Origin of the sequence: Deinococcus aquaedulcis, from assembly GCF_019693445.1 — a bacterium.
In the GTDB taxonomy this organism is placed as follows: Bacteria; Deinococcota; Deinococci; order Deinococcales; family Deinococcaceae; genus Deinococcus; species Deinococcus aquaedulcis.
This window is the reverse complement of record NZ_JAHRBL010000002.1, coordinates 213,718-233,716: the sequence shown is the minus strand read 5'-3', so window position 1 is coordinate 233,716 and position 19,999 is coordinate 213,718. Positions and strand designations below refer to the sequence as shown.

16 protein-coding genes are annotated in these 19,999 nt (G+C 68.1%); 8 read left to right on the top strand and 8 right to left on the bottom strand.

What is annotated here, in order from left to right; genetic code table 11:
* Positions 1-1,827 carry a translation initiation factor IF-2 gene (infB, locus tag KMW22_RS04070; RefSeq protein ID WP_221088752.1) on the top strand — a complete coding sequence of 609 codons (1,827 nt, stop codon included), beginning with the start codon at positions 1-3 and terminating at the stop codon, positions 1,825-1,827.
* 206 nt (positions 1,828-2,033) lie between these two features.
* On the opposite strand, the gene KMW22_RS04065 is transcribed toward infB, so the two are convergent.
* Complete coding sequence (locus KMW22_RS04065) at positions 2,034-2,993, bottom strand: hypothetical protein (RefSeq protein WP_221088751.1); 960 nt, start codon at positions 2,991-2,993, stop codon at positions 2,034-2,036.
* A gap of 94 nt (positions 2,994-3,087) precedes the next feature.
* Positions 3,088-4,899: an oligoendopeptidase F gene (gene pepF / locus KMW22_RS04060; protein WP_221088750.1), complete on the bottom strand. Its 1,812-nt coding sequence runs from the start codon at positions 4,897-4,899 to the stop codon at positions 3,088-3,090.
* Between the two features lie 83 nt (positions 4,900-4,982).
* On the opposite strand from pepF, the gene KMW22_RS04055 reads away from it, so the two are divergent.
* Positions 4,983-5,468 carry an NUDIX domain-containing protein gene (locus KMW22_RS04055; protein WP_221088749.1) on the top strand — a complete coding sequence of 162 codons (486 nt, stop codon included), beginning with the start codon at positions 4,983-4,985 and terminating at the stop codon, positions 5,466-5,468.
* Between the two features lie 44 nt (positions 5,469-5,512).
* Here KMW22_RS04055 and KMW22_RS04050 read toward each other — a convergent pair whose 3' ends face one another.
* The 3 genes from KMW22_RS04050 to KMW22_RS04040 are packed head-to-tail and all read right to left on the bottom strand — an operon-like array spanning position 5,513 to position 8,042.
* Complete coding sequence (locus KMW22_RS04050) at positions 5,513-6,385, bottom strand: metal ABC transporter permease (protein ID WP_221088748.1); 873 nt, start codon at positions 6,383-6,385, stop codon at positions 5,513-5,515.
* Positions 6,382-7,149, bottom strand: a complete 768-nt coding sequence (locus KMW22_RS04045; protein ID WP_221088747.1) for a metal ABC transporter ATP-binding protein — start codon at positions 7,147-7,149, stop codon at positions 6,382-6,384. Before KMW22_RS04045 ends, KMW22_RS04050 begins: the two co-directional genes overlap by 4 nt.
* Positions 7,146-8,042: a metal ABC transporter substrate-binding protein gene (locus tag KMW22_RS04040; protein ID WP_221088746.1), complete on the bottom strand. Its 897-nt coding sequence runs from the start codon at positions 8,040-8,042 to the stop codon at positions 7,146-7,148. The genes KMW22_RS04045 and KMW22_RS04040 overlap by 4 nt, the downstream gene beginning before the upstream one ends.
* 126 nt (positions 8,043-8,168) lie before the next feature.
* On the opposite strand from KMW22_RS04040, the gene KMW22_RS04035 reads away from it, so the two are divergent.
* From KMW22_RS04035 to KMW22_RS04015, 5 genes are all read left to right on the top strand, one after another.
* The gene (locus KMW22_RS04035; protein ID WP_221088745.1) at positions 8,169-9,392 is read left to right on the top strand and encodes a sugar efflux transporter; all 1,224 of its coding nucleotides are present in this window, start codon (positions 8,169-8,171) and stop codon (positions 9,390-9,392) included.
* A 106-nt stretch (positions 9,393-9,498) separates the two neighbouring features.
* Positions 9,499-10,143, top strand: coding sequence for a monothiol bacilliredoxin BrxC family protein (locus KMW22_RS04030; RefSeq protein ID WP_221088744.1), 645 nt, complete (start codon positions 9,499-9,501; stop codon positions 10,141-10,143).
* Positions 10,144-10,369: 226 nt separating this feature from the next.
* Positions 10,370-11,218, top strand: coding sequence for a hypothetical protein (locus KMW22_RS04025; protein ID WP_221088743.1), 849 nt, complete (start codon positions 10,370-10,372; stop codon positions 11,216-11,218).
* Positions 11,215-11,625: a hypothetical protein gene (locus tag KMW22_RS04020; protein ID WP_221088742.1), complete on the top strand. Its 411-nt coding sequence runs from the start codon at positions 11,215-11,217 to the stop codon at positions 11,623-11,625. The genes KMW22_RS04025 and KMW22_RS04020 overlap by 4 nt, the downstream gene beginning before the upstream one ends.
* 61 nt (positions 11,626-11,686) lie before the next feature.
* Entirely contained in the window at positions 11,687-13,351 is a 1,665-nt protein-coding gene (locus KMW22_RS04015; protein ID WP_221088741.1) for a HAMP domain-containing protein, read from the top strand.
* Positions 13,352-13,429: 78 nt separating this feature from the next.
* On the opposite strand, the gene KMW22_RS04010 is transcribed toward KMW22_RS04015, so the two are convergent.
* Positions 13,430-13,888 carry a PA2169 family four-helix-bundle protein gene (locus KMW22_RS04010; protein ID WP_221088740.1) on the bottom strand — a complete coding sequence of 153 codons (459 nt, stop codon included), beginning with the start codon at positions 13,886-13,888 and terminating at the stop codon, positions 13,430-13,432.
* Between the two features lie 267 nt (positions 13,889-14,155).
* Between KMW22_RS04010 and KMW22_RS04005 the strand changes: the two genes are divergently transcribed.
* A complete protein-coding gene (locus KMW22_RS04005; protein WP_221088739.1) occupies positions 14,156-15,817 on the top strand; it encodes an FAD-binding dehydrogenase in 1,662 nt (553 codons plus the stop codon).
* Between the two features lie 127 nt (positions 15,818-15,944).
* Here the strand turns inward: KMW22_RS04005 and KMW22_RS04000 are convergent, their stop codons facing one another.
* Entirely contained in the window at positions 15,945-16,910 is a 966-nt protein-coding gene (locus tag KMW22_RS04000) for a hypothetical protein (protein ID WP_221088738.1), read from the bottom strand.
* A gap of 59 nt (positions 16,911-16,969) precedes the next feature.
* On the bottom strand, positions 16,970-19,234 hold the full coding sequence (locus tag KMW22_RS03995; RefSeq protein ID WP_221088737.1) for a RelA/SpoT family protein: 2,265 nt from the start codon (positions 19,232-19,234) through the stop codon (positions 16,970-16,972).
* Positions 19,235-19,999: the final 765 nt, after the last annotated feature.

The following is a 19,999-nucleotide window of genomic DNA, read 5'->3' as shown; positions in this document are numbered from 1 at the left end:
ATGTCGAAAGTTCGAATCTATACCCTGGCCAAGGATCTTGGCGTAGAGAACGCCAAAATGCTGGAAATTCTCGACGGTCTGGGCGTGAGCTACAAGAGCGTGAGCAGCACCATTGAGGAAGACACCGTGGAGCTGATCAAGCAGATTCTGGCCGAGGAAAGCGGCGAGGCGGCCCCTGCGGCCGACACGGCGGCCGACGCCGCGCCCAGCACCCCGGCCCAGACGGCCCCTACCCCGGCCGCCGAGGCGACCGCCGCCCGCGAGCCCGAAGCCAAGGCCGAGCCCGTGCAGGTGGCCGAGCCCGCCGCCGAGGCCACCCCCGAGATTCCCCACCGCGCGCCGGTGGTCACGATCATGGGCCATGTGGACCACGGCAAGACCAGCCTGCTGGACTACATCCGCAAGACGAAGGTGGCCGCCAAGGAAGCGGGCGGGATCACCCAGCACGTCGGGGCCTTTGAAGCCAAGACGAGCAAGGGCAAGATCGTCTTTATTGACACGCCCGGCCACGAGGCCTTTACCACCATTCGCGCGCGCGGCGCCAACGTGGCGGACATTGCGATCATCGTGATTGCCGCCGACGACTCCCTGATGCCCCAGACGCGCGAGGCGATTGCCCACGCGCAGGCCGCCAAGGTCCCCATGATCGTGGCGATCAACAAAGTAGACCTGCCCCAGGCCGACCCGGAGCGCGTGAAGACCGACCTCACGCAGCTGAACCTCGTGCCCGAAGAGTACGGCGGTGACCTCGTGGTGGTGCCGGTGAGCGCCAAGACCGGCGAGGGCGTGGAAGACCTGCTGGAGTACATCAGCCTGACCGCCGAACTCGAAGACCTGCGCGCCGATCCCAAGGCGGCCTTCAGCGGCGTGGTCATTGAAGGCAAGGTGGACAAGCAGGCGGGCGTGCTGGCCACCGTGATGGTGCAGGAAGGCACGCTGCATGTGGGCGACTTCCTGGTGGTGGGCGAGGGCTACGGCAAGATCAAGGCCATGACCGACAGCGCGGGCGCGCGCATCAAGGAAGCGGGCCCCAGCACCCCGGTGCAGATTCTGGGCTTCAGCGAAGTGCCGTCCAGCGGTGAAAAGGTGCAGTCGGCCAAGAACGAGCACGCCGCGCGTGAAGTGGTGGCTGGGCGCGTGGACACCCGCCGCGACGCCGAGAATGCCCGCGTGCAGCGCCGCCTGACCCTGGAAGAGATGATGGGGCCGCTGGGCAGCGTGCGCACCGTGAACCTGATTCTGCGCGCCGACACCCAGGGCAGCGTGGAAGCCATTCAGGGCATCCTGGCCCGCAAGGAAAGCGACGACGTCAAGATCAACGTGATGCTCGCCGGGATCGGCGCGCCTACCGAAGGCGACGTGCTGCTGGCCTCCACCGCCGAGGCGACCATTCTGTGCTTCAGCGTCACCGCCTCAGGCGGCGTGAAGAAGGTGGCCGACAACAAGGGCGTGGACATCAAGTCCTTCCGCATCATCTACGAACTCATTGATGAGGTGGACCGCCTGATCAAGGGCAACGTGGAGCCCGTGTTCGAGGAGAAGTACCTGGGCCGCGCGGAAGTGCGTATGGTCATCCGTCACCCCAAGAGCGGCAACATCGCCGGCTCGTATGTGACCGACGGGATGTTCAAGCGCAATGCCAAGGCCAAGGTCACGCGCGGCAAGCAGGTCGTGTACGAGGGCACCGTGGTGGGCCTCAAGCGCTTCAAGGACGACGTGCGCGAAGTGCAGACCGGCTACGAATGCGGGATCAACCTCGACTGGAACGATGTGATGGAAGGCGACATCATTGAAGCCAGCGAGATGGTGGAAGTCGAGCAGGCGTAAGCCGGGCTGGACGAGAACGGGAGAGGCGGCCGGGTGGTCGCCTCTCCCCTTTTGGTATGGGGCCGATGGCGGTGGAGGCCGGGTCCGGGCTGCGCCAGGCTGGCGGCGCAGGCAACAGCACAGCATGGTCTTGAAGACTGCTTGCGGTGGGCGCGCAGTGTCCGCCCTCAGCGAGCCTCCCAGGCAGCGTGCTGAATCTCTCTGCCTCAGCGGTTGTACGGCTGTTCGTTCACCCAGTGAAAGCCGCGTGTTTTCAGAGGCTCGGCACTGACCTGGGTGCGCTGGCGGTCGGTGTGCAGGGCCGCGAGGCCGGTGCGGGCCTGCACGCCCACCATGATCAGCAGGGCGGCTGTGACCAGCCACGCCAGGACGGTCATCACGCGTGGCTGTAGGCGCGCGACCTGCGCCGGCACCGCCTCGCCGGTGACGAAGGCGCGCAGGCGCCGGGCATCCAAGACCAGCAGCACCAGGGCCGCGAGCAGCAGGTGGGCGCTGAAGTTTTTTACCGGCACGTCGTAAAAGAGGTTCAGGGCCAGCACGTTGGCCATGGTGACGGCGGCGATCAGGGCGCCCAGGGTCACGGTGCGGCGGTGCAGCAGCAGCAGGGCGGGCAGCACCTCGGCCACGCCCGCCAGCCACTGGTAACCGGGACTGGCGGCCATAAAGCGCCACAGCAGACCCATGGGGCTGGACTCCGCGTAGGTGATGGTCAGTTGCCCGGTGCCCAACAGGCCAAATTGCCCGAAGTTGAACTTGCTCAGGCCGTAAATCGCCAGCCACCAGATCAGCGACACGCGCAACAACTGCGACAGCGTGACCATCAGACGGGGGTGCGGTGCCCGGCGGTCCAGCAGGGTCCACACGGCGCCTCCCAGCAGCGCCACCAGCAACAGCACCAGGGTCCACGCCCAGTCCAGGGCGGTGTCGCCGCTGCCCGTGGGTCCAGCGAGGGGCGGCAGGGGCGCACGGAACAGGGCGCGGCTCAGGGCGTCGGCCACGGCAAAACGCAGCGGTTCAGGCAGGGGGGCGAAACCCTGCACCCCCACCAAGAAATACAGGGCGAGGTACAGACTGCCGAACTGCAGCGCAAAGCGCCGCCACCACGGCCAGGGGCGGTCCAGCGCAGGCGCTTCGGGGTCGGCAGCGGACAGGGGCGCCGTGGTCATGGGACCAGCATGACGGGCGCTGAGGATACGTGCGAGCACATGTGGGGCCAAAAAAGCCCCCTGGCGGTGAACCAGGGGGCAGCGGCCTGTGCCGTTAGCGGCGTTCCGGCAACAGTTCTTCCAGGCGCGCCACGTAGCCTTCCAGGGTGCGGAAGGTGGCCTGCACAGGCTCAGGGCTCAGCATGTCCACACCCGCTTCCTTCAGGGCGTCAATGGGGTCCAGACGGCCACCGGACTTCAGGAAGCGCAGGTAACGCTCGCGGGCGCCGGCGGGGTCGGCGGCAAACTGCTCCAGAATCTGGTGGGCCGCGCTGATCCCGGTGGCGTACTGGTAGGCGTAAAAGTTGGCGTACAGGTGGGTGGAAAACTGCGCCCACAGGATGCCGGAGCGCTCGCGGTCCATGGTCACGCCGTCGCCGTAGCCCTGCGAGAGCAGGTCGGCGGTCAGGGTCATCAGGTCCGGCGCGCTGAGGGTGCCGCCCGCCTCAATGCGGCGGTAGGCTTCGAGTTCAAAGGCGGCCAGGGTGGGCATGATGAAGAAGTAGCGGTGGAAGTTCGAGAGCGCCTCTTCGATGATCTGCACTTCAAAGGTGGTGTCACCCGCCGCACGGGCCTGTTCCAGCAGGTGGGCGCGCACCATCGCCTGATTGAAGTTGCTGGCGACCTCGGCGTGAAACAGCGTGTAACGCGGCACCGAAGAGGGGTGCTCGCGCTGTGAGAGCAGCGAGTGCATGGAGTGGCCGATCTCGTGCGCCAGGGTGGAGTACGAATTCATGGTGCCGTTCCAGGTCATGAAGATGTAGGGCTTGACCCGCCCGCCGCCGTTGCTGTAGGCCCCCTGGCGCTTGCCGTCGTTCTCGGCGTAGTCCACCCAGCGGTCGGTGGTCAGGCCGTGGCGCAGGTCGGCCACGTACTCCTCGCCCAGGGGCGCCATGCCCTCGGCAATCCAGTCCACAGCCTGGGTGTAACTCACCTCGCGCGGGGGAACCAGGGCGGCCTTGACGTCGTACTCGCGCAGTTCGTCCAGGCCCAGCCAGTCGCGGCGCACCCGCCAGTAGCGGTGCCAGATCGGCGTGTGGGCGCGGTAGGTGTCCAGCAGGGTGGTGACGACCCCTACGGGAATGCGGTCGGGCGAGAGGCTGGCGCTGATCGCATCGGGGTAACGGCGGGCGCGGGCCAGGAACACGCTCTGACGCACATTGGTGGCGTACATGGCGGCCTGTGAATGCCGCACGGCAAGGTGGGCGTCGGCGTAGTTCTCCCAGGCCTCGCGCCGGACCTCGCGCTCGGGGTGGGCGGTCAGGCGGTCCACGTTGCCCTGGGTGACCGGCGTGCCGCCCGCCGTGCCAAAGCGCAGGTCCATGTTCGCCAGCGCCGGGTGAATGCCGCGCTCGCTGGCAAACGGCGCCTGCACCGCGCCCAGCAGTTCTTCCACTTCAGCGCTGCGCACGTGGGGCTTGCCGCGCAGAATGCGCTCCAGGCGCACGCGCTGATCGGCGAAGGCGGGCGTGTCCAGCCAGCCGCGCACGGTGTGCTCATCCAGGGCCAGCAGTTCGGGGCGGAAAAAGGCCGTGACCGTGTTGTAGCGGGCCGAGAGGGTGGTGGCCACATCACGCCGGGCAGCGGCCACCGCGTCGCGGCCGTCCACACTGGCACTCATGCTGGCATACGAGAAAAAGCGCGTCAGCCGCAGTTCCACCTCATCGGCCGCCGTCAGGTAGGCCAGCAGGCCTTCTGGGGTGCCCAGGCGGCCCGCGTGGGTGGCCAGGGCGTCCATGGCCCCGGGCAGCGCCTCGGCCTCGGCCTGCCAGTGGTCGGGGGTGGCAAACAGCGCCTCAATATCCCAGGTCTGCTCACGGGGCACGTCGGAACGGGGGGGCAGGGCCGGGGCCTGAATTGTGGTCATGGCCGGAGGGTAGCACTCCCCCCCGGCCACTGGACGCGTCACTAAGCCGCTTGGCCTAATGCGCGCAGGCCAGGGGGTAGAACATGACCATGGCCAGTCACGACTATCAGTCCGCTGTGCGCGGCGCCCTGGTTGGGCAGGACGTCCTGTTGGTTGCCGTCGGGGTGGCGCTGTTCGATGCGGACCGCCTCCTACTTCACCAGCGGCTGGACGGCACGTGGTCCCTGCCCGGCGGCCACATGAATCCGGGCGAGAGTCTGGAAGGCGCGGCTCGCCGGGAGGTAGGAGAAGAAACGGGCTTGGCGGTTCAGAACCTGCACGTTTGGACGGTGGTGTCGGGACAGGGCGCATACGTGGACCATCCCGAAGGACGGTCCTACTACGTCACGACCATATTTCGCAGCACATCGTTTGAGGGAATCCTTCAGGTCAGTGGCGAAAGTCAGGCGCTGGCCTGGTTTGGTCTCTCACAGGTTCCGCGTCACCTCAGCCCCTCTGCTCAGGCGGTCGTCGCGGCTTGGGGATCACCCCAGCCTGTTCCGTTGCTGACCGTGCTGCAAGGTCCGTAGGAGCCTTGCTCAGGCCCATTGATCTGGACGTCCCGGCCCCAGGCCTACTGGAGCTGCCCTAGTTCTTCCAGACGCTCGCGGCGCTGCTGGCGGCGGCGGGCCAGCTGGCCGTGTTTGGGCGCAAACAGGAACGCCAGACCAAACAGCACGCTCTGGGTCAGCACGATGCACGCGCCGGTCGCGCCGTCCAGAAAGTAGCTGATATAGGTGCCCAGCACGCTGGACAGCACCCCGCAGGCCACTGCCAGCCAGAGCATGCGCCCAAAGCGGTCGGTGAGCAGGTAGGCGGTGGCGCCGGGGGTGATCAGCATGGCCACCACCAGAATCACGCCCACGGTCTGCAGCGCCGTCACGATGGTCAGGGCCAGGATGGCCAGCAACGCGTAATACAGCAGCGTGGTATTCAGGCCAATGCTGCGCGCGTGCGAGGGGTCGAAGATGTACAGCACAAGGTCCTTGCGCAGCAACACGACCGCTGTCAGGGCCAGGGTGCCCGCCACCACCGTCTGCAGCAGTTCCGATTGCCCAATGCCCAGCACGTCCCCGAACAGGATGTGCGACAGGTGGACCTCGCTGGAAATTTTGGAAATCATGACCAGGCCCAGCGAGAACAGCGCCGTGAACACCACGCCGATCACCGTGTCTTCCTTGACTCGAGAGCGCGACCCGATAAAGCCGATGGCCGAGACGCTGAGCAGGCCGAACAGGAAGGCCCCGACCACAAAGGGCCAGCCCAGCAGGTAGGCGATGACCACGCCGGGCAGCACCGCGTGCGACACCGCGTCGCCCAGCAGCGACCAGCCCTTGAGGGTCACGAAGCACGACAGCACCGCGCAGGCGGCGCCCACCAGCGAACTGACCAGCAGGGCGCGCACCATAAAATCGTAGGTGAGCGGTTCCAGCAGCGTTTCGATCATGCGCCCACCTCTAGGCGCGCGAGCGGGGCCGGCTGGTGCTGGCGCCCGCCAAAGGCGCGGGCAAGATTCTGGGGCGTGAAGGTGGTAGCGGTGGGCCCGAAGGCCAGCACGGTGCGCTCGCCCACAAAGGCCACGTGGTCGCAGAACTCCTGCAGGCTGTCGAGGTCGTGGGTGCTGACCAGCACGCTGCACCCCGCCCGGCGCAGGTCGCGCAGCAGGGCAATGATGGCCTCGCTGGTGCCCACGTCCACGCCGCCAAAAGGTTCGTCGAGCAGCAGCAGGCGGGCTTCCTGGGCCAGCGCGCGGGCCAGGAAGGCGCGCTTTTTCTGGCCCCCACTGAGTTCGCCAATCTGGCGCCCGGCAAAGGCGGCCATGCCCACGCGCGTCAGGGCGTCGTGCACCATGTCGCGGTCACGCACGCTGGGGCGGCGCAGAAAGCCCATGCGGCCCTGGCGGCCCATCATCACCACGTCGCCCACGCTCACCGGAAAGTCCCAGTCCACGTCCTCGCTCTGGGGCACGTAGGCAATCAGGCCCTGGCGCTGGGCAGCGCGCATGGGCTGCCCAAAGACCCGAATCTGCCCGGTGATGGGCAGCAGGAACCCCATCGCCGCCTTGAACAGCGTGCTCTTACCGGTGCCGTTCATACCAATCAGGCCGCAGATGCTGCCTTCCTGCACGGTCAGCGTGGCGTGGCGCAGGGCCAGCCGCCCGCCGCCGTAGGCCACGCTGAGGTCGTGAATATCTAGCGCGTGGGGGCTCACCGGCCGGTCAGCCCCTTCACGATGGCGGCGGCGTCCTTGCGCAGCAGGTCCAGATAGGTGGGCACCGGGCCCCGGGCGTCGGTCAGGGAATCCACGTACAGCACGCCGCCAAAACGCGCGCCGGTGTCGCGGGCCACCTGCTGCATGCCCGTCGCTGGCACGGTGCTCTCGCAGAACACGGCCGGAATGCGGTTCTGGCGCACGGCGTCAATGACCGCGCGCACCTGCCGGGGCGTACCCTGGCCTTCTTCGGCGTTCACCGGCCACAGGTAGAACTCGCGCAGGCCGTAGTCGCGCGCCAGGTAACTGAAGGCCCCCTCGCAGGTCACCAGGGCGCGCTGGTTCTGCGGCACGGCGGCCAGCTGCTTGGCCAGCATGGCGTCCACTTTGCGGATTTCGGCGCTGTAGCGCGCGGCGTTGCGGTTGAAGGTCGCGGCGCCCGCCGGGTCGAGCTTCACAAACGCCTTGCGCATGTTCTCCACGTAGATCAGGGCGTTCTTGGGCGACATCCAGGCGTGGGGGTTGGGCTTGCCCCGGTAGGCGTCGGCGGCAATAGAAATGGGCTTGATGCCCTCGGTGACGGTCACGGTGGGCACGCCGCGCAACTGGCGGGTAAAGCGGGAAAACCACAGTTCCAGGTTCAGGCCATTGTTCAGGATCAGGTCGGCTTTCTGGGCCTTCACGATGTCGCTGGGCGTGAACTGGTAGCCGTGAATCTCCGCGCCGGGGCGGGTCAGCGACACCACGTTCAGACGGTCGCCGGCCACGTTGCGCGCCATGTCGGCCAGGATGGTGAAGGTGGTCAGCACCGTCTTTTTAGGGGGCGCCGGCTGGGCCAGGGCCGCGCCGGCCAGGCTCAGGCTGCCCAGGAGCAGAAGGTGGCGGCAAATCATATTTTTAGTTATACCTAAAAATCATCTTCTGTCAACCTGTGCTTTTCCTTAGAATTGGGCTCTACCTGGCCGCTGAGTCAGCACCTGTGCGGGGTACAGTGGTCGGATGCCGCTGTGGCCTGCCCCATGACCGATCCCACGCCCACCCACCCCGACTCGCCCGCGCAGACGCTGCGGGCGGTGCTGCGGCTGCCACACGCGGCGCGGCTGGCCCTCAGCGTGTTTCTGCTGGGCTTTGGCCTGTCGCTGGCGATCCCGTTCATGGCCCTGTTCGCGGTGCAGGAAGCGGGCCTGAGCCCACTGCAACTGGGCCTTTTTCTGTCGCTCAATGCGGTCAGCGCGGTGCTGATCGCCACGCGGCTGGCCCGCTGGTCAGACCGCTGGCCCAGCCGCAAGCCGCTGGTGCTGCTCACCATTGCGGCGGGGGCCGCCGCCTACGCGCTGCTGGGCGTGGTGCGCGACTTTGCCGGGCTGCTGCTGGTGGGGGCCGTGTTCCTGGGCACCGGCTCAGCGGCTTTTCCGCAGGTGTTCTCGCTGGCGCGTGCGGCCCTGCAGGACGTGCCCGGCGATCTGGCCGAGCGGGCCATGACGGCGCTGCGGTCCGTGTTCAGCCTCTCGTGGGTGGTGGGGCCGGGGCTGGGGGCACTGGCGCTGGCCGGGCTGGACTTTACCGGGGTCTTCGCGCTGGCCAGCAGCTGCTTCGTGCTCTCGGCGCTGCCGCTGTGGCGGGTGCCGGGCCGCGCGCCCCGCGCGGCGCTGGGCCCGGACCGCCCCAGCGCCGGGCCGCCCCGGCGCGCGGTGGCCTGGAGCGCCCTGGCCTTTGTGCTGTACGGCATGGCCATGAGCATGGGAATGACGTTTTTTCCCCTGTTCGTGACCGGCACGCTGGGCCAGAGCGAGGGCCTGGTGGGGCTGCTGGTGGGGCTGTGTGCGCTGCTGGAAATCCCGGTGATGCTGGCGCTGGTGGCGTGGCGCCGCCCGCCCCCGGTGGCGCGGCTGGTGACCGCAGGCATGGGCCTGTTCGCCGTGCATTTTGCTCTGCTGCTGCTGGCACAGGGGGTGGGGGCGCTGGTGGCGGCCCAGGTGCTGCGCGCAGTGGTGCTGGCCCTGCTGGCGGGGCTGGGCATGACCTACTTTCAGGGCCTGATGCCGGGGCGCTTTGCAGCGGCCACCACCCTGTTCGCCAATACTGGCAGTGTGGGCAGCATGCTCAGCGGGATTACGGCCGGGGCCTGGGCGCAGGCCTTCGGCTACCGCAGCGTGTTTCTGCTGTGCGCCGCGCTGACGGGCGCCGCATGGCTGCTGATGCTGTGGCGGGCTCAGCCCGGAGCAGAGCCGACAGACGGGTGAGCAAAGGCCTGTCAGCCTCCTTGTCCTTCCACATCCCTGAACCCGTTCTGAGGACACCCACCCCCTGTTTTCACTTCGTTTTGTAAAGCGGCGCTATGCTGGGGGCATGACGCAGACCGCACAAGCCGACGCTCAGGTTCTGGTGCCCCTGACCACCCCCGAAGAGGTGGACCAGTTCCTGCAGGATTACCCGCTGGCCGCCGTGTTCAAGGCCGGCACCTGCCACAAGACCATGCAGGGCTTCGGGGTGGTGGAAACCTTCCTGCAGCGTTTCGATCTGCCGGTGGGCTATATCCGCGTGGTGGACTGGCGCCCGGCCAGCAACCATGTGGCCCAGCGCACCGGGATCGTGCACCACAGCCCGCAGTTCATTCTGTTCCAGGGCGGCGAGGCGCAGTTTGAGGTGAACAACTGGGACATCACGCCGCAGGCCCTGACCCCGGTGTTCGAGGGCCAGGTGCCGCCCCGCGCCCAGAGCGGCAGCGTGGCCACCGACGACAACGTGGAGCCCTACCGCCGCCTGATGCGCGCCTACCTTGACGGCCAGCTCAGCGAGTGGGCTTTCCAGGACCAGTACGTGACCCTGTTCCGCGACGACGCCAGCCTGCGCAGCCAGCGCGAGTTCGAGCTGCTTTCGCGCCTGTTCGGGGACCCGGACGCCTACCACGGCGGCCTGCACCAGCTGGGCGCCCCGCAGGCCCGAGGCGACCTGCGCGAGCGGGTCCAGGCGCTGCTGGCCGAACTGGGCTAGGCAGCTGCCCCCTGCGGGCCATATATCATAGAGGAGGGTGCTGACCCGCATCCCATCAACCTTTTTCTCAGTCGAACCTCACGTCTTGCCCCAGGCAGACGTGAGGTTTCGCACATGTGTAAGCGCGACGTAAGACCCCCCGAGGTGAGATAGTGCAGTATCCACCCGGTCACCACCTGTGTCTGTTTCCCGACCAACTCTCATTCTGACCTCACCCGGAAGCGCCATGCCTGAATCTGCACCAGCCGCCATACCACCGCTGAACCACGCCGTCGCCGTGCCCCAGAATGACGCCATTTACGCTGGCCTCAGCACCGACCACTATCCCTGGACCGAGGTGACGGCCGACCTGACCCTGCGCCAGACCCAGGGATTTACCGGCGTGTTCGATGCCTGGCAAAAGGGGCGCTGGGTGCGCTTTGTGTGGACCCGGGGCGCCCTGATGGGCGGGTTCACCCACGGCGGCCAGCCGGTGCCCTGGGCGGTGGCCATGCAGGGGGTGCCCCGCGCCCGCGTGAGCCTCGCGGCCCTGCCCGTGAACCTGGCCGAGGTGCTGTGGGCCACCCGCGCCGCGCCCGGACAGGCGGCGCGCACCGCGTGGCCCGCCCTGAAAGGCGAACTGGAGCGCGACTGCTTCCACGGCCTGCTGGTCTCGGGGCTCAGCTGCAGCTTCTGGTCGTATGGCCGCTACCTGGGGGGGGCGCTGCCCGAACCCGGGGCGCCCTGCCTGCTCTACGCCACCGACGCCGAGGCCAACCGCGCCCAGTTTGTGCAGTTCTGGCAGGACCTGCTGGCCGCCATTCACCGGGTCACGCCGCTGGACGGCGCGTGGCAGCAGATCACCGTGCGCCTTGCCGGAGAGCATCCCTGCCTGGACCCGTTCGCCCAGGACATCAGTTTCCGGGGTGGGCAGCTGACCATTGAAGACGAGGTGCCGGTGCGCGAGTTCCGCCCGGCGCTGAATGCGGCGCTGCGCGCAGTGCTGACCCGGCTGGGCGTGCGCCTCGCTGACGTGCCGCTGGGCGCGCTGCGCGAGCGCCCCGAGTGGGCCGCTTCTGGCCTGGAGGTCTCATGACCATGACTGCCCCCCACTGGCCCGAGGGCCTGACCGACGCCACGCCGCTGCCCTTTAACGTGTGGCGCGTGATGACCCATGTGGACGGCGCGCGCGACGTGGCCGAGGTGGCCCGGCTCTCTAGCCTGACGGTGCCCGACGTGCAAGAGCGCCTGCGCGCCGCCGCCGAGTGGGTCAAGCGCGCCACCCAGAACCACCAGCAGGTGTCCGACGAGATGGCCGACGCCGTGACCGCCTGCCTGACCCCGGTGGTGGGCCCCATGGCCGCCGTGATGGTGGACGAGGCCCTGGACGACCTGGACGACAAAGCCACCCTGAACAACCTGCTCTCGCACGTGGCGCGCCAGCTGAGCCCCGAACGCGTGCAGCAGTTCGCCCGCAACCTCCGCGCCCGGGGGCTCGCGTGAGCCGCCGCGCCTGTCCGCCTGCCACGCCGCCCCTGATTCCCCTCACTCTGGGAGCCCACACATGAAGTACACCGTTGTCATCCGAGAACCCGTCGCGCCGGAGCAGAAGGCGGCGCTGGAACAGCTGCTGCAGGAACGCTTTGGCCTGAACGCCGAGCAGGCCCAGCGCCTGGGCAGCCGCCGCTCCGGGCGCCTGATGAAGCCCACCGGCCGCGCCCGCGCCGAACTGCTGATGTCCATGTTTCAGCAGGTGGGCGCCTCTGTGGCCCTGGAAGAGGTCCGCGAGGAAACGGACGTGCTCAGCGAGCCCTTCCAGGGGGTGGCCCCCAGCCGCCCGGTCCCCGTCCCCGTGAGCACCGACGACGCGCCGCTGGCCCCGCTGCAGACCCAGAACACCGCCTCGCAGGACATGGCGGACCTGCGCGCCTCGGCCATCTGGCCCGCTGTGCCCTTTGGCGATAGCGCCCCGGACCAGAACCCCTTTGGCACGGCGCCCGATCCCTTCGGTGCCCCGGTGCCCGTCCCGGCGGCCAGCGCGGGCGGCCTGGACGGTGGCCTCGCCAGCGCCCTGGGCAGTCTGGACAGTGCTCCGGGTGGCTGGGGCAGCAGCGGCACGGCCGTGATGGACCCGGTGGTGGCGCCCGCGCCCACCACGCCGGCGGCGGCCCCCGACGCCAGCGCCGACGTGTGGTCCGACTTTACCGGCGCCCTGACCCTGCACGACGCCACGCCCGCCGCTGGCCCGGGCACGGCCGTCTCCGAGGTGCCCCAGGCCCTGGACACCATGGTGGTCACCCCGCTGGTGGACGACGCCCCCAAGGCCACCAAGCGCCGCACCAGCCTGGGCCAGCGCATGGCCGTGGGCGCGCTGGTGCCGCTGGGCATCTCCAGCGCCCTGACCCTGGGCGTGCTGGCCCTGACCCTGCCGCCGCTACAGCAGGGCCTGGTGCAGCGCAACGCGCAGGCCGTGGCCGTGGCGGTCAGCAGCAACATTGACCCCAACCGGGGATTCCAGCAGATTCAGCCGCAGCTGGACGCCCTGGTGAACAACTCCAGCGTGGGCTTCGTGCAGGTCGAGTTGCGCGACGGTTCGCGCTACTTCGCCAGCCAGAACACCGAGATCAACGACCTACTGAACGCCGAAGTCAGCAACTGGCTGATCGAGAACCCCAACAAGAACAACTACCTCGCCACCATCTCGCCCGCCAAGGTGTACCAGGCGCGCGCCAACGAGATGAAAGAGATGGGCGGCACCGCCAACGACGTGCAGAAGCTGCAGGCGCAGGCCGACGACCCCAAGAACCAGAAAGCCACGAACGTGAACTTCATCGTGCAGCAGGTCACCGTGTCGCAGGAGAACGGCAAGCGGACGCTGGCCTCCGGGCGCGCGGTGGAAGGCAACGACAACCTGCTGTACACCGTGGCTGTGGGCGTGTCCAACGCCCAGCAGGCGGCGTCGCTGCGCAACACGCTACTGCTGGTGATGTTCGTGTCGCTGCTGGCGCTGGGTCTGGCGGCGTACCTCGCGCTGCGGGCCGCCCGGCGCGTGGTGGAGCCCATTGAGCAGCTGGTGAAGATCGCCGACTCGATCAGCATGGGCGACCTGTCGCGCCCGGTGCAGGCTGAGCGCAACGACGAGATCGGGGATCTGGCCCAGGCCCTGGAACGCATGCGCCTGAGCCTGGACTCCGCGATGGAGCGCCTGCGCCGCCGCCGCCGGGGCTAAGGAGAAAAAGTAGCAAAGGAGCGCGCCGCCCCGGTTACAGGGCGGCGCGCTCTTCACGGTGCGGCTCAGCTGGGTGGCTCAGCTGGCCTGCATGCTGTGCTTCATGTCGCGGATCTGGTCGTGGCTGGCTTTCACCTGGGCGTACTGCCCCTCCACGAAGGCGCGGATGTCGGCGGGCAGTTCGGCTTCTTTCAGCACGTCCTGGTAGTTTTCCACGGCCACGTCTTCACCGCGCTCGCACTCGGCGACCACCTGATAGTCGTCGCGGCCGGTCAGGGCGTCGCGCACGTTCAGCCAGGTGCGGTGCAGGGCGGCGCCCACGCTGCCGTGCTCGCGGGGCTTGTCGCCCAGGCGGCTGATGTGGCTTTCCACGTCGCCCGCCATCTGGGCACGCTGCACGCTGCGCTCCATGAACAGCTGGCGCAGCTGGGGGTCGGTGGCGTGCTCGGCGGCGTCCTTAAAGCCTTTCTCGCCGTCGCGCAGGGTGCCCAGCAGGTACTGCAGTTTGTCCAGCACAGTTTCGTTCGTCATGGTCATGGTGATCCCTCCGGGTGTGTGGAATGCCCCCGCAGTGGGGGTGGAACGGCCCCAGCGTAGGGTGAGAATCGTCACCCCACCTGACAGTTGGCCCAACACGCCATTCACCGAAATTTGGCCCGCAATTGGCCGTTTTCACATCCCATGACGAGGAATCCCAAATTGCCTTGAGAGAAGATGAAGGTTAGGGGCAAATGGAGCGGCCCGTGTGCGCCAGCAAGGCCCGGTAGGGCGCGGCAGTGGCCTCTGTCCCTGTTTAAATAGGCCATGCCCACACTGGAAACGGACGTACTTGTGGTTGGCGCGGGCCTCGCCGGGCTGGTGGCCGCCGCCGAACTGGCCGATGCCGGGCAGCGCGTGCTGCTGCTGGACCAGGAAGGCGAGCAGAACCTGGGGGGCCAGGCCTTCTGGTCGCTGGGAGGCCTGTTTTTCGTGGACAGCCCGGAGCAGCGCCGCTTGGGCATCCACGACTCGCACGAGCTGGCCCTGCGCGACTGGATGACCACCGCTGCCTTCGACCGCCCCGAGGACCACTGGCCCCGTCAGTGGGCACAGGCGTACGTGGACTTTGCGGCAGGCGAAAAGCGCGCGTGGCTGCACGGCCTGGGCATGCGCTGGTTTCCGGCCGTGGGCTGGGCCGAGCGCGGCGGCGCAGGGGCGGGGCTGCCCGGCAACAGCGTGCCCCGGTTTCATCTCACCTGGGGCACCGGCCCGGGCGTCCTGGCGCCGTTTGAGCGCCGGGTGCGCGAGCACGTGCAGGCGGGCCGTATTGGGCTGCGCTTTCGTCACCGGGTGCGAGGGCTGAACATCACAGACGGGGTGGTACACGGCGTGTACGGGGACGTGCTGGAACCCTCGGACGCCGCGCGGGGCGAGAGCAGTTCGCGGGTGGTGGTGGGGGACTTCAGTCTGAATGCCCAAGCGGTGCTGGTGACCTCTGGAGGCATTGGCGGCAACCACGCGCTGGTGCGCCACCACTGGCCAGCCGAGCGGTTGGGGCCGGCCCCCGCCTTCATGGTCTCCGGTGTGCCCCGGCATGTGGACGGCGCCCTGCAGGAGGCAGTGCGCTCGGCCGGGGCGCGGCTGATCAACCCCGACCGCATGTGGCACTACACCGAGGGCCTGCGCAACTGGAACCCGATCTGGCCGAACCACGGCATTCGCATTCTGCCCGGACCCAGCAGTCTGTGGCTGGACCCCACAGGGCGGCGCCTGCCCTTTCCCCACATCCCGGGGGCCAGCAGCCTGGACACCCTGCAGCACATCACCCGGCACGGCTACCCCTACACGTGGTTTGTGCTCAACCGGGCCATCATCAAAAAAGAGTTCGCCCTGTCCGGCAGTGAGCAGAACCCAGACCTCACCGGCCGCAGCCTGCCGCTGACCCTGCGCCGTGTGGGCAAGGCGGTGCAGCCGCCCGTGCAGGCCTTTATGGACCAGGGCGCGGATTTCGTGGTGCGTGACACCCTGCCCGAACTGGTGGCAGGCATGAACGCGCTGACCGGCACTGACCTCGTGGACCTTGTGGTGCTGGAACAGGAGGTCCGGGACCGCGACCTGCAGCTGGGCAACGTGGCGGGCAAGGACCCGCAACTGGCGGTGGTACGCGGCGCACGGCAGCTGCTCAGCGAGCGCCTGATCCGGGTGGCTAAGCCTGCGCCGCTGCTGGACCCGGCGGATGGCCCGCTGATCGCCGTGCGCCTGAACATCCTCACGCGCAAGTCCCTGGGCGGGCTGGAAACCGACCTGCAGGGCCGGGTGTTGACCCGGGGCGGCCAGCCCATGCCGGGCCTGTATGCAGCGGGCGAGGTGGCAGGTTTTGGGGGCGGCGGGGTCCACGGCTACCGCGCGCTGGAGGGCACCTTCCTGGGCGGCTGCCTCTTCAGCGGTCGGGTGGCTGGGCGGGCCATTGCGGCGGCGGTGCAGTAAGCGGCCTTCAGACGGTAATCCTGGGCCAGCAACGGGGGATTTTTTGAGTGGCCTGGGGCGCAGGAAGAGAGCGGCCTCTCAAGACAGCGGCGTAGGTTTGGCTCTCATGCAGACCGAGTCCCCGCCCTCAGCCCAGCGCCAGGGTAAACGGCGTGTCCAGCCCGGCCTGCGCGGCTTCGCGGGCCACCTGGGGAGCGTAGCCCAGGGCCAGGGTCGCCTGATACGTACGCCGGGCCAGGTCGCGCTCGCCCTGGGCGTCGCGCACCTGCCCCAGACGGGCCAGCACCAGCCCAGCCAGACTGCGCGGCAGATGGTCGGTCAGGGCGTGGGCGGCGCGTTCCAGACGGGCGCGGGCCGCCGCCAGTTCGCCCACCGCCAGATAGATGTGCGCCTCGGCGGCGTCCAGTTCCGCGCGGGGAGTCACTGGGTCGCCCGCTTCCCGTTCCAGAGCCGCGAGCAGGCTGCCCAGGTCGTCACTGTCACTCAGCTGCCACGCGCGGTCGGCCAGGGCCCGCAGGCGGCTGGTGTCGCCGGGGGCAAAGCCGCTCAGGTCGGGCAACGCGGCACCGGACAGCAGCGGCAACAGGCCGGGCAGGTCGTCCAGGGGCACCAGGGCCACGCCGTCCTGAGCGGCCAGAGCCTGCGCCGTCTCCCCCAGGCGCCGGGCGCGCCAGCGGGTGCCAGGGCCCTCATCCAGCGCCTCCCGTTCAGCGTCCAGACTGCGCTGAAGGGTGGTCAGAACATCGGGGCTGAGCGCCTGGGGCAGTGTGAGGGGGGCCGCAACCAGGGCAGCCAGCTCGCGCCCGGCCTGCGCGGCCCGCTTCAGGCGCTCGCGGCCCTGGGGATACTGGCCCAGAAAGGACAGCAGTTGCTCGTGCTCGGCGTCGGCCCAGGACCAGTCAGGGGCGGCCTCGTGGAGGGTCACCCCGGCGGCGGGCAGGGCGTCGCGCAGGGGGTGGTCCGGGTCGCGGCCCGTGGCCCACCACACCTCCTGCGCGCCCAGGTAACGCAGGGCCTCCACCACCGTGCCCGCGTTGAACTGCGGCTGCAGCCGCAGCAGGTCCCCCAGGTCGGGCAGCAGGGTCAGGGACACAGGGGCCTCGGGAGACGGGCAGGGGGTCGGCGCATGGCCCGCAGTGTAGAGTGCCTGCGCTACGAGCCCGCGCCGTTGCGCTTGCGCCCGCCCACCCGCACCACGTCGGTCACGCCGGGCACAGCCAGGATGGCGCGACGCACCGCTTCCAGGTCGCTCTGGCCCGCCACGTGCAATCTCAGGTGAATCACGGCGATTTCCTGCACGCCCACCACGGCCTCCACTTTCGTGGGGCTGTGTTTCTCGCGCGCCAGCACGCCCAGCACGTCGGCCAGCAGGCCCTGGCGGTCCGGGGCCACCACGTCCACATCCACCAGCATGGTGCCCGCCGTGCCGGCTTCCCAGGAGGCCGCCACGCAGCGTTCGGGCTCATCCTTGAGCAGGCGGATCATGTTCGGGCAGTCAATGCGGTGCACGCTCACGCCCCGCCCGCGCGTCAGGTACCCCATCACCTGATCGCCCCGGATGGGATTGCAGCACTGGCTGAGCTTGGTGTTGGTGGTAAAGCCCTCCACATATACGCCGCCCGGCTCGGGGGCCCTGGGCACGGCCACGCGGCGGCTGGGGGCGGGGGCCTGCTCCTGGGCCAGTTGCGGCGAGAGGACGCGCCCCACGCCGCTGGGGGTCAGTTTTCCGGCGTGCAGGGCCAGATACAGGTCGTCGGGGTTGCGGGTACCCAGCAGCTTTAAGGTGGCGTCTTCCAGCAGCTTGGTGCGCATCAGCTGGCGCACGGCCAGCTGGCGCTTGCGCAGGTAGCGTTCCAGCAGGTCGTGGCCGTGCTGCAGCGCCTCGGTGCGTTCCTGCTGGCGGAAGTGATGGCGAATCTTGGCCCGCGCCGAACGAGTGACGGCAAAGTTCAGCCAGTCCTTGCTGGGATGGCCGTTCTTGCTGGTCACGATTTCTACCATGTCGCCGTTGCCCAGGCGGTGCGACAGGGGCACAATCGAGCCGTTCACCCGCGACCCCACCGTGGTTTCGCCAATCCGGGTGTGAATGTGATAGGCAAAATCAATGGGCGTGCTGCCCGCCGGCAGGCTGATCGCCAGCCCCTTGGGCGTAAAGACGCGCACCCGCTGCGACAGGATGTCGGTTTTCACCGCGTCCATGTAGTCAGAGGCGTCATTGATCTCGTTTTGCAGCTCACGCAGCTGGACAATCCAGTTCTCGCGGTCCTTTTGCGCCAGCTGCGAGCTCTGCTTGTACATCCAGTGCGCGGCAATGCCGTACTCAGCCACCTCGTGCATGCGCCGCGAGCGAATCTGCACCTCAATGGGCTGGCCACTCTGACTGATCACCGTGGTGTGCAGCGACTGGTAGCCGTTGGGCTTGGGCACGGCAATGTAGTCCTTGAAACGCCCGGGCAGCGGTGTCCAGATGGAATGCACGATGCTGACCGTGTGATAGCAGATGCGCTTTTCGCGGGTGGACTCGGCACGCTCGCGCCGGGCGTCGTCGGTGCCGGGGGGCACCACGAGGTCACGCGGGGTCAGCATCACGCGGATGGCCAGCAGGTCGAAAATCTGCTCCAGGCCCTTGCCCTCGCGCTTCATCTTGTTGTGAATGCTCCACAGGTGCTTGCTGCGCCCGGCAATGTCAATGTCGGCCACCCACTCGGGCAGTTCCAGGTCGTCTTCCAGGGCGGCGCGCAGGTCGGCCACGGCGCGGGTGATCAGGGCGTCGCGCTCCTCCTGGCGGGTGCGCAGGCGCGACTGCAGGTAGGCGTAGTCATCGGGGTGCAGGTACTGAAAACTCAGGTCTTCCAGTTCCCACTTGATCTGCCCAATCCCCAGGCGGTGGGCCAGCGGCGCGAAGATGTCCATGGTTTCGCGGGCAATGCGCACCTGCTTTTCGGGCTTCATGGAGCCCAGCGTGCGCATGTTGTGCAGGCGGTCGGCCAGCTTGACCACAATGATGCGGATGTCGCCGGTCATGGCAATCAGCATCTGGCGCAGGTTCTCGGCCTGCACGTCGCGCCCGGTTTCGCTGACCTCAGCGGTCTGCGAGCCCTGCTTGGAGAGCTTGCTGACCTTGGTTTCCCCTTCCACGATGCGCCGCACATCGGGGCCGAACTGGCTTTCGATCAGCTCGAAGGTCACGCCGTCCACGTCTTCTACGGTGTCGTGCAGCAGCCCGGCCATGATGCTATCGGTGTCCATCCCCAGGCGCGCCAGAATGACCGCCACCGCCACCGGGTGCGTGATATAGGGCTCGCCGCTCTTGCGGTTCACCCCGGCGTGGGCGTCACGCGCAAAGATATACGCAGCCTCAACCCGCGCCCTGTCTTCTTCGGGGCGAGACGCGATCAGCGCGCGCAGCTCTCCCATTCCATGATCGCCGTCCACCACGCCCCGCACAATAGCGCCTGAAGCTTGAAACGGATTCTGCCCAGTGCCGGAGCAGAATCGGGATGCCTCTTCCCTTCCCGGAACTCTAGAGCTGCTTCCCGCTCGCCTGCCGCCATTCTATGAGGCCCTCTGATCGAACACATGCCGTCGCGCGTGACGGCCAAATCCCGCTCATCTGAACAGAAACACGCCCACCAGTGCGGTGGGCGGGAGAGTGCAAGGAAGAGAAGATCCAGTGATCCAATCAGCGGCGCTGTCGCTCGCGCACGCGGACGGGCACCGGCACGGGCTGGGGTTGCGGGCTCCCCTGGAGCACCTCGCGCAACCACTCCACAAATTCGCGCAGGCCCTTCATGTCGCCATTGTAGGCCCCCTGCTCTGACACAGATGGCACGGGGCTTACGATGATTTCATTCATGGATAAACGTTAAGCGCTTGGGGACCGCGCAGTGGGGCAGCTCTACCCCCATGTGGCAATGCCCTCCTCTCTTCGGCTGGCACCGGGACTGCCAGCCACCGCTTCTGAAGCCATTCGGCGCCTCTCAGCGTGGAGGTAAGGGTGAGGAGCGGCGTCGATTTCGTCGCCAGCGCCCAGTCGAACCGGCGGACGAAACAGTCACGCTGGCTCAACCCGGTCTGCGCTGAGGTCCCCGGCCAGGGCGGTTGTGGAGCTGCTGCGTTTGGATTCCGCTGACCTTGAAAAGGCCCTGGTCTTTAAGGCGCGAGCATGGGTTCTCTCGCGGG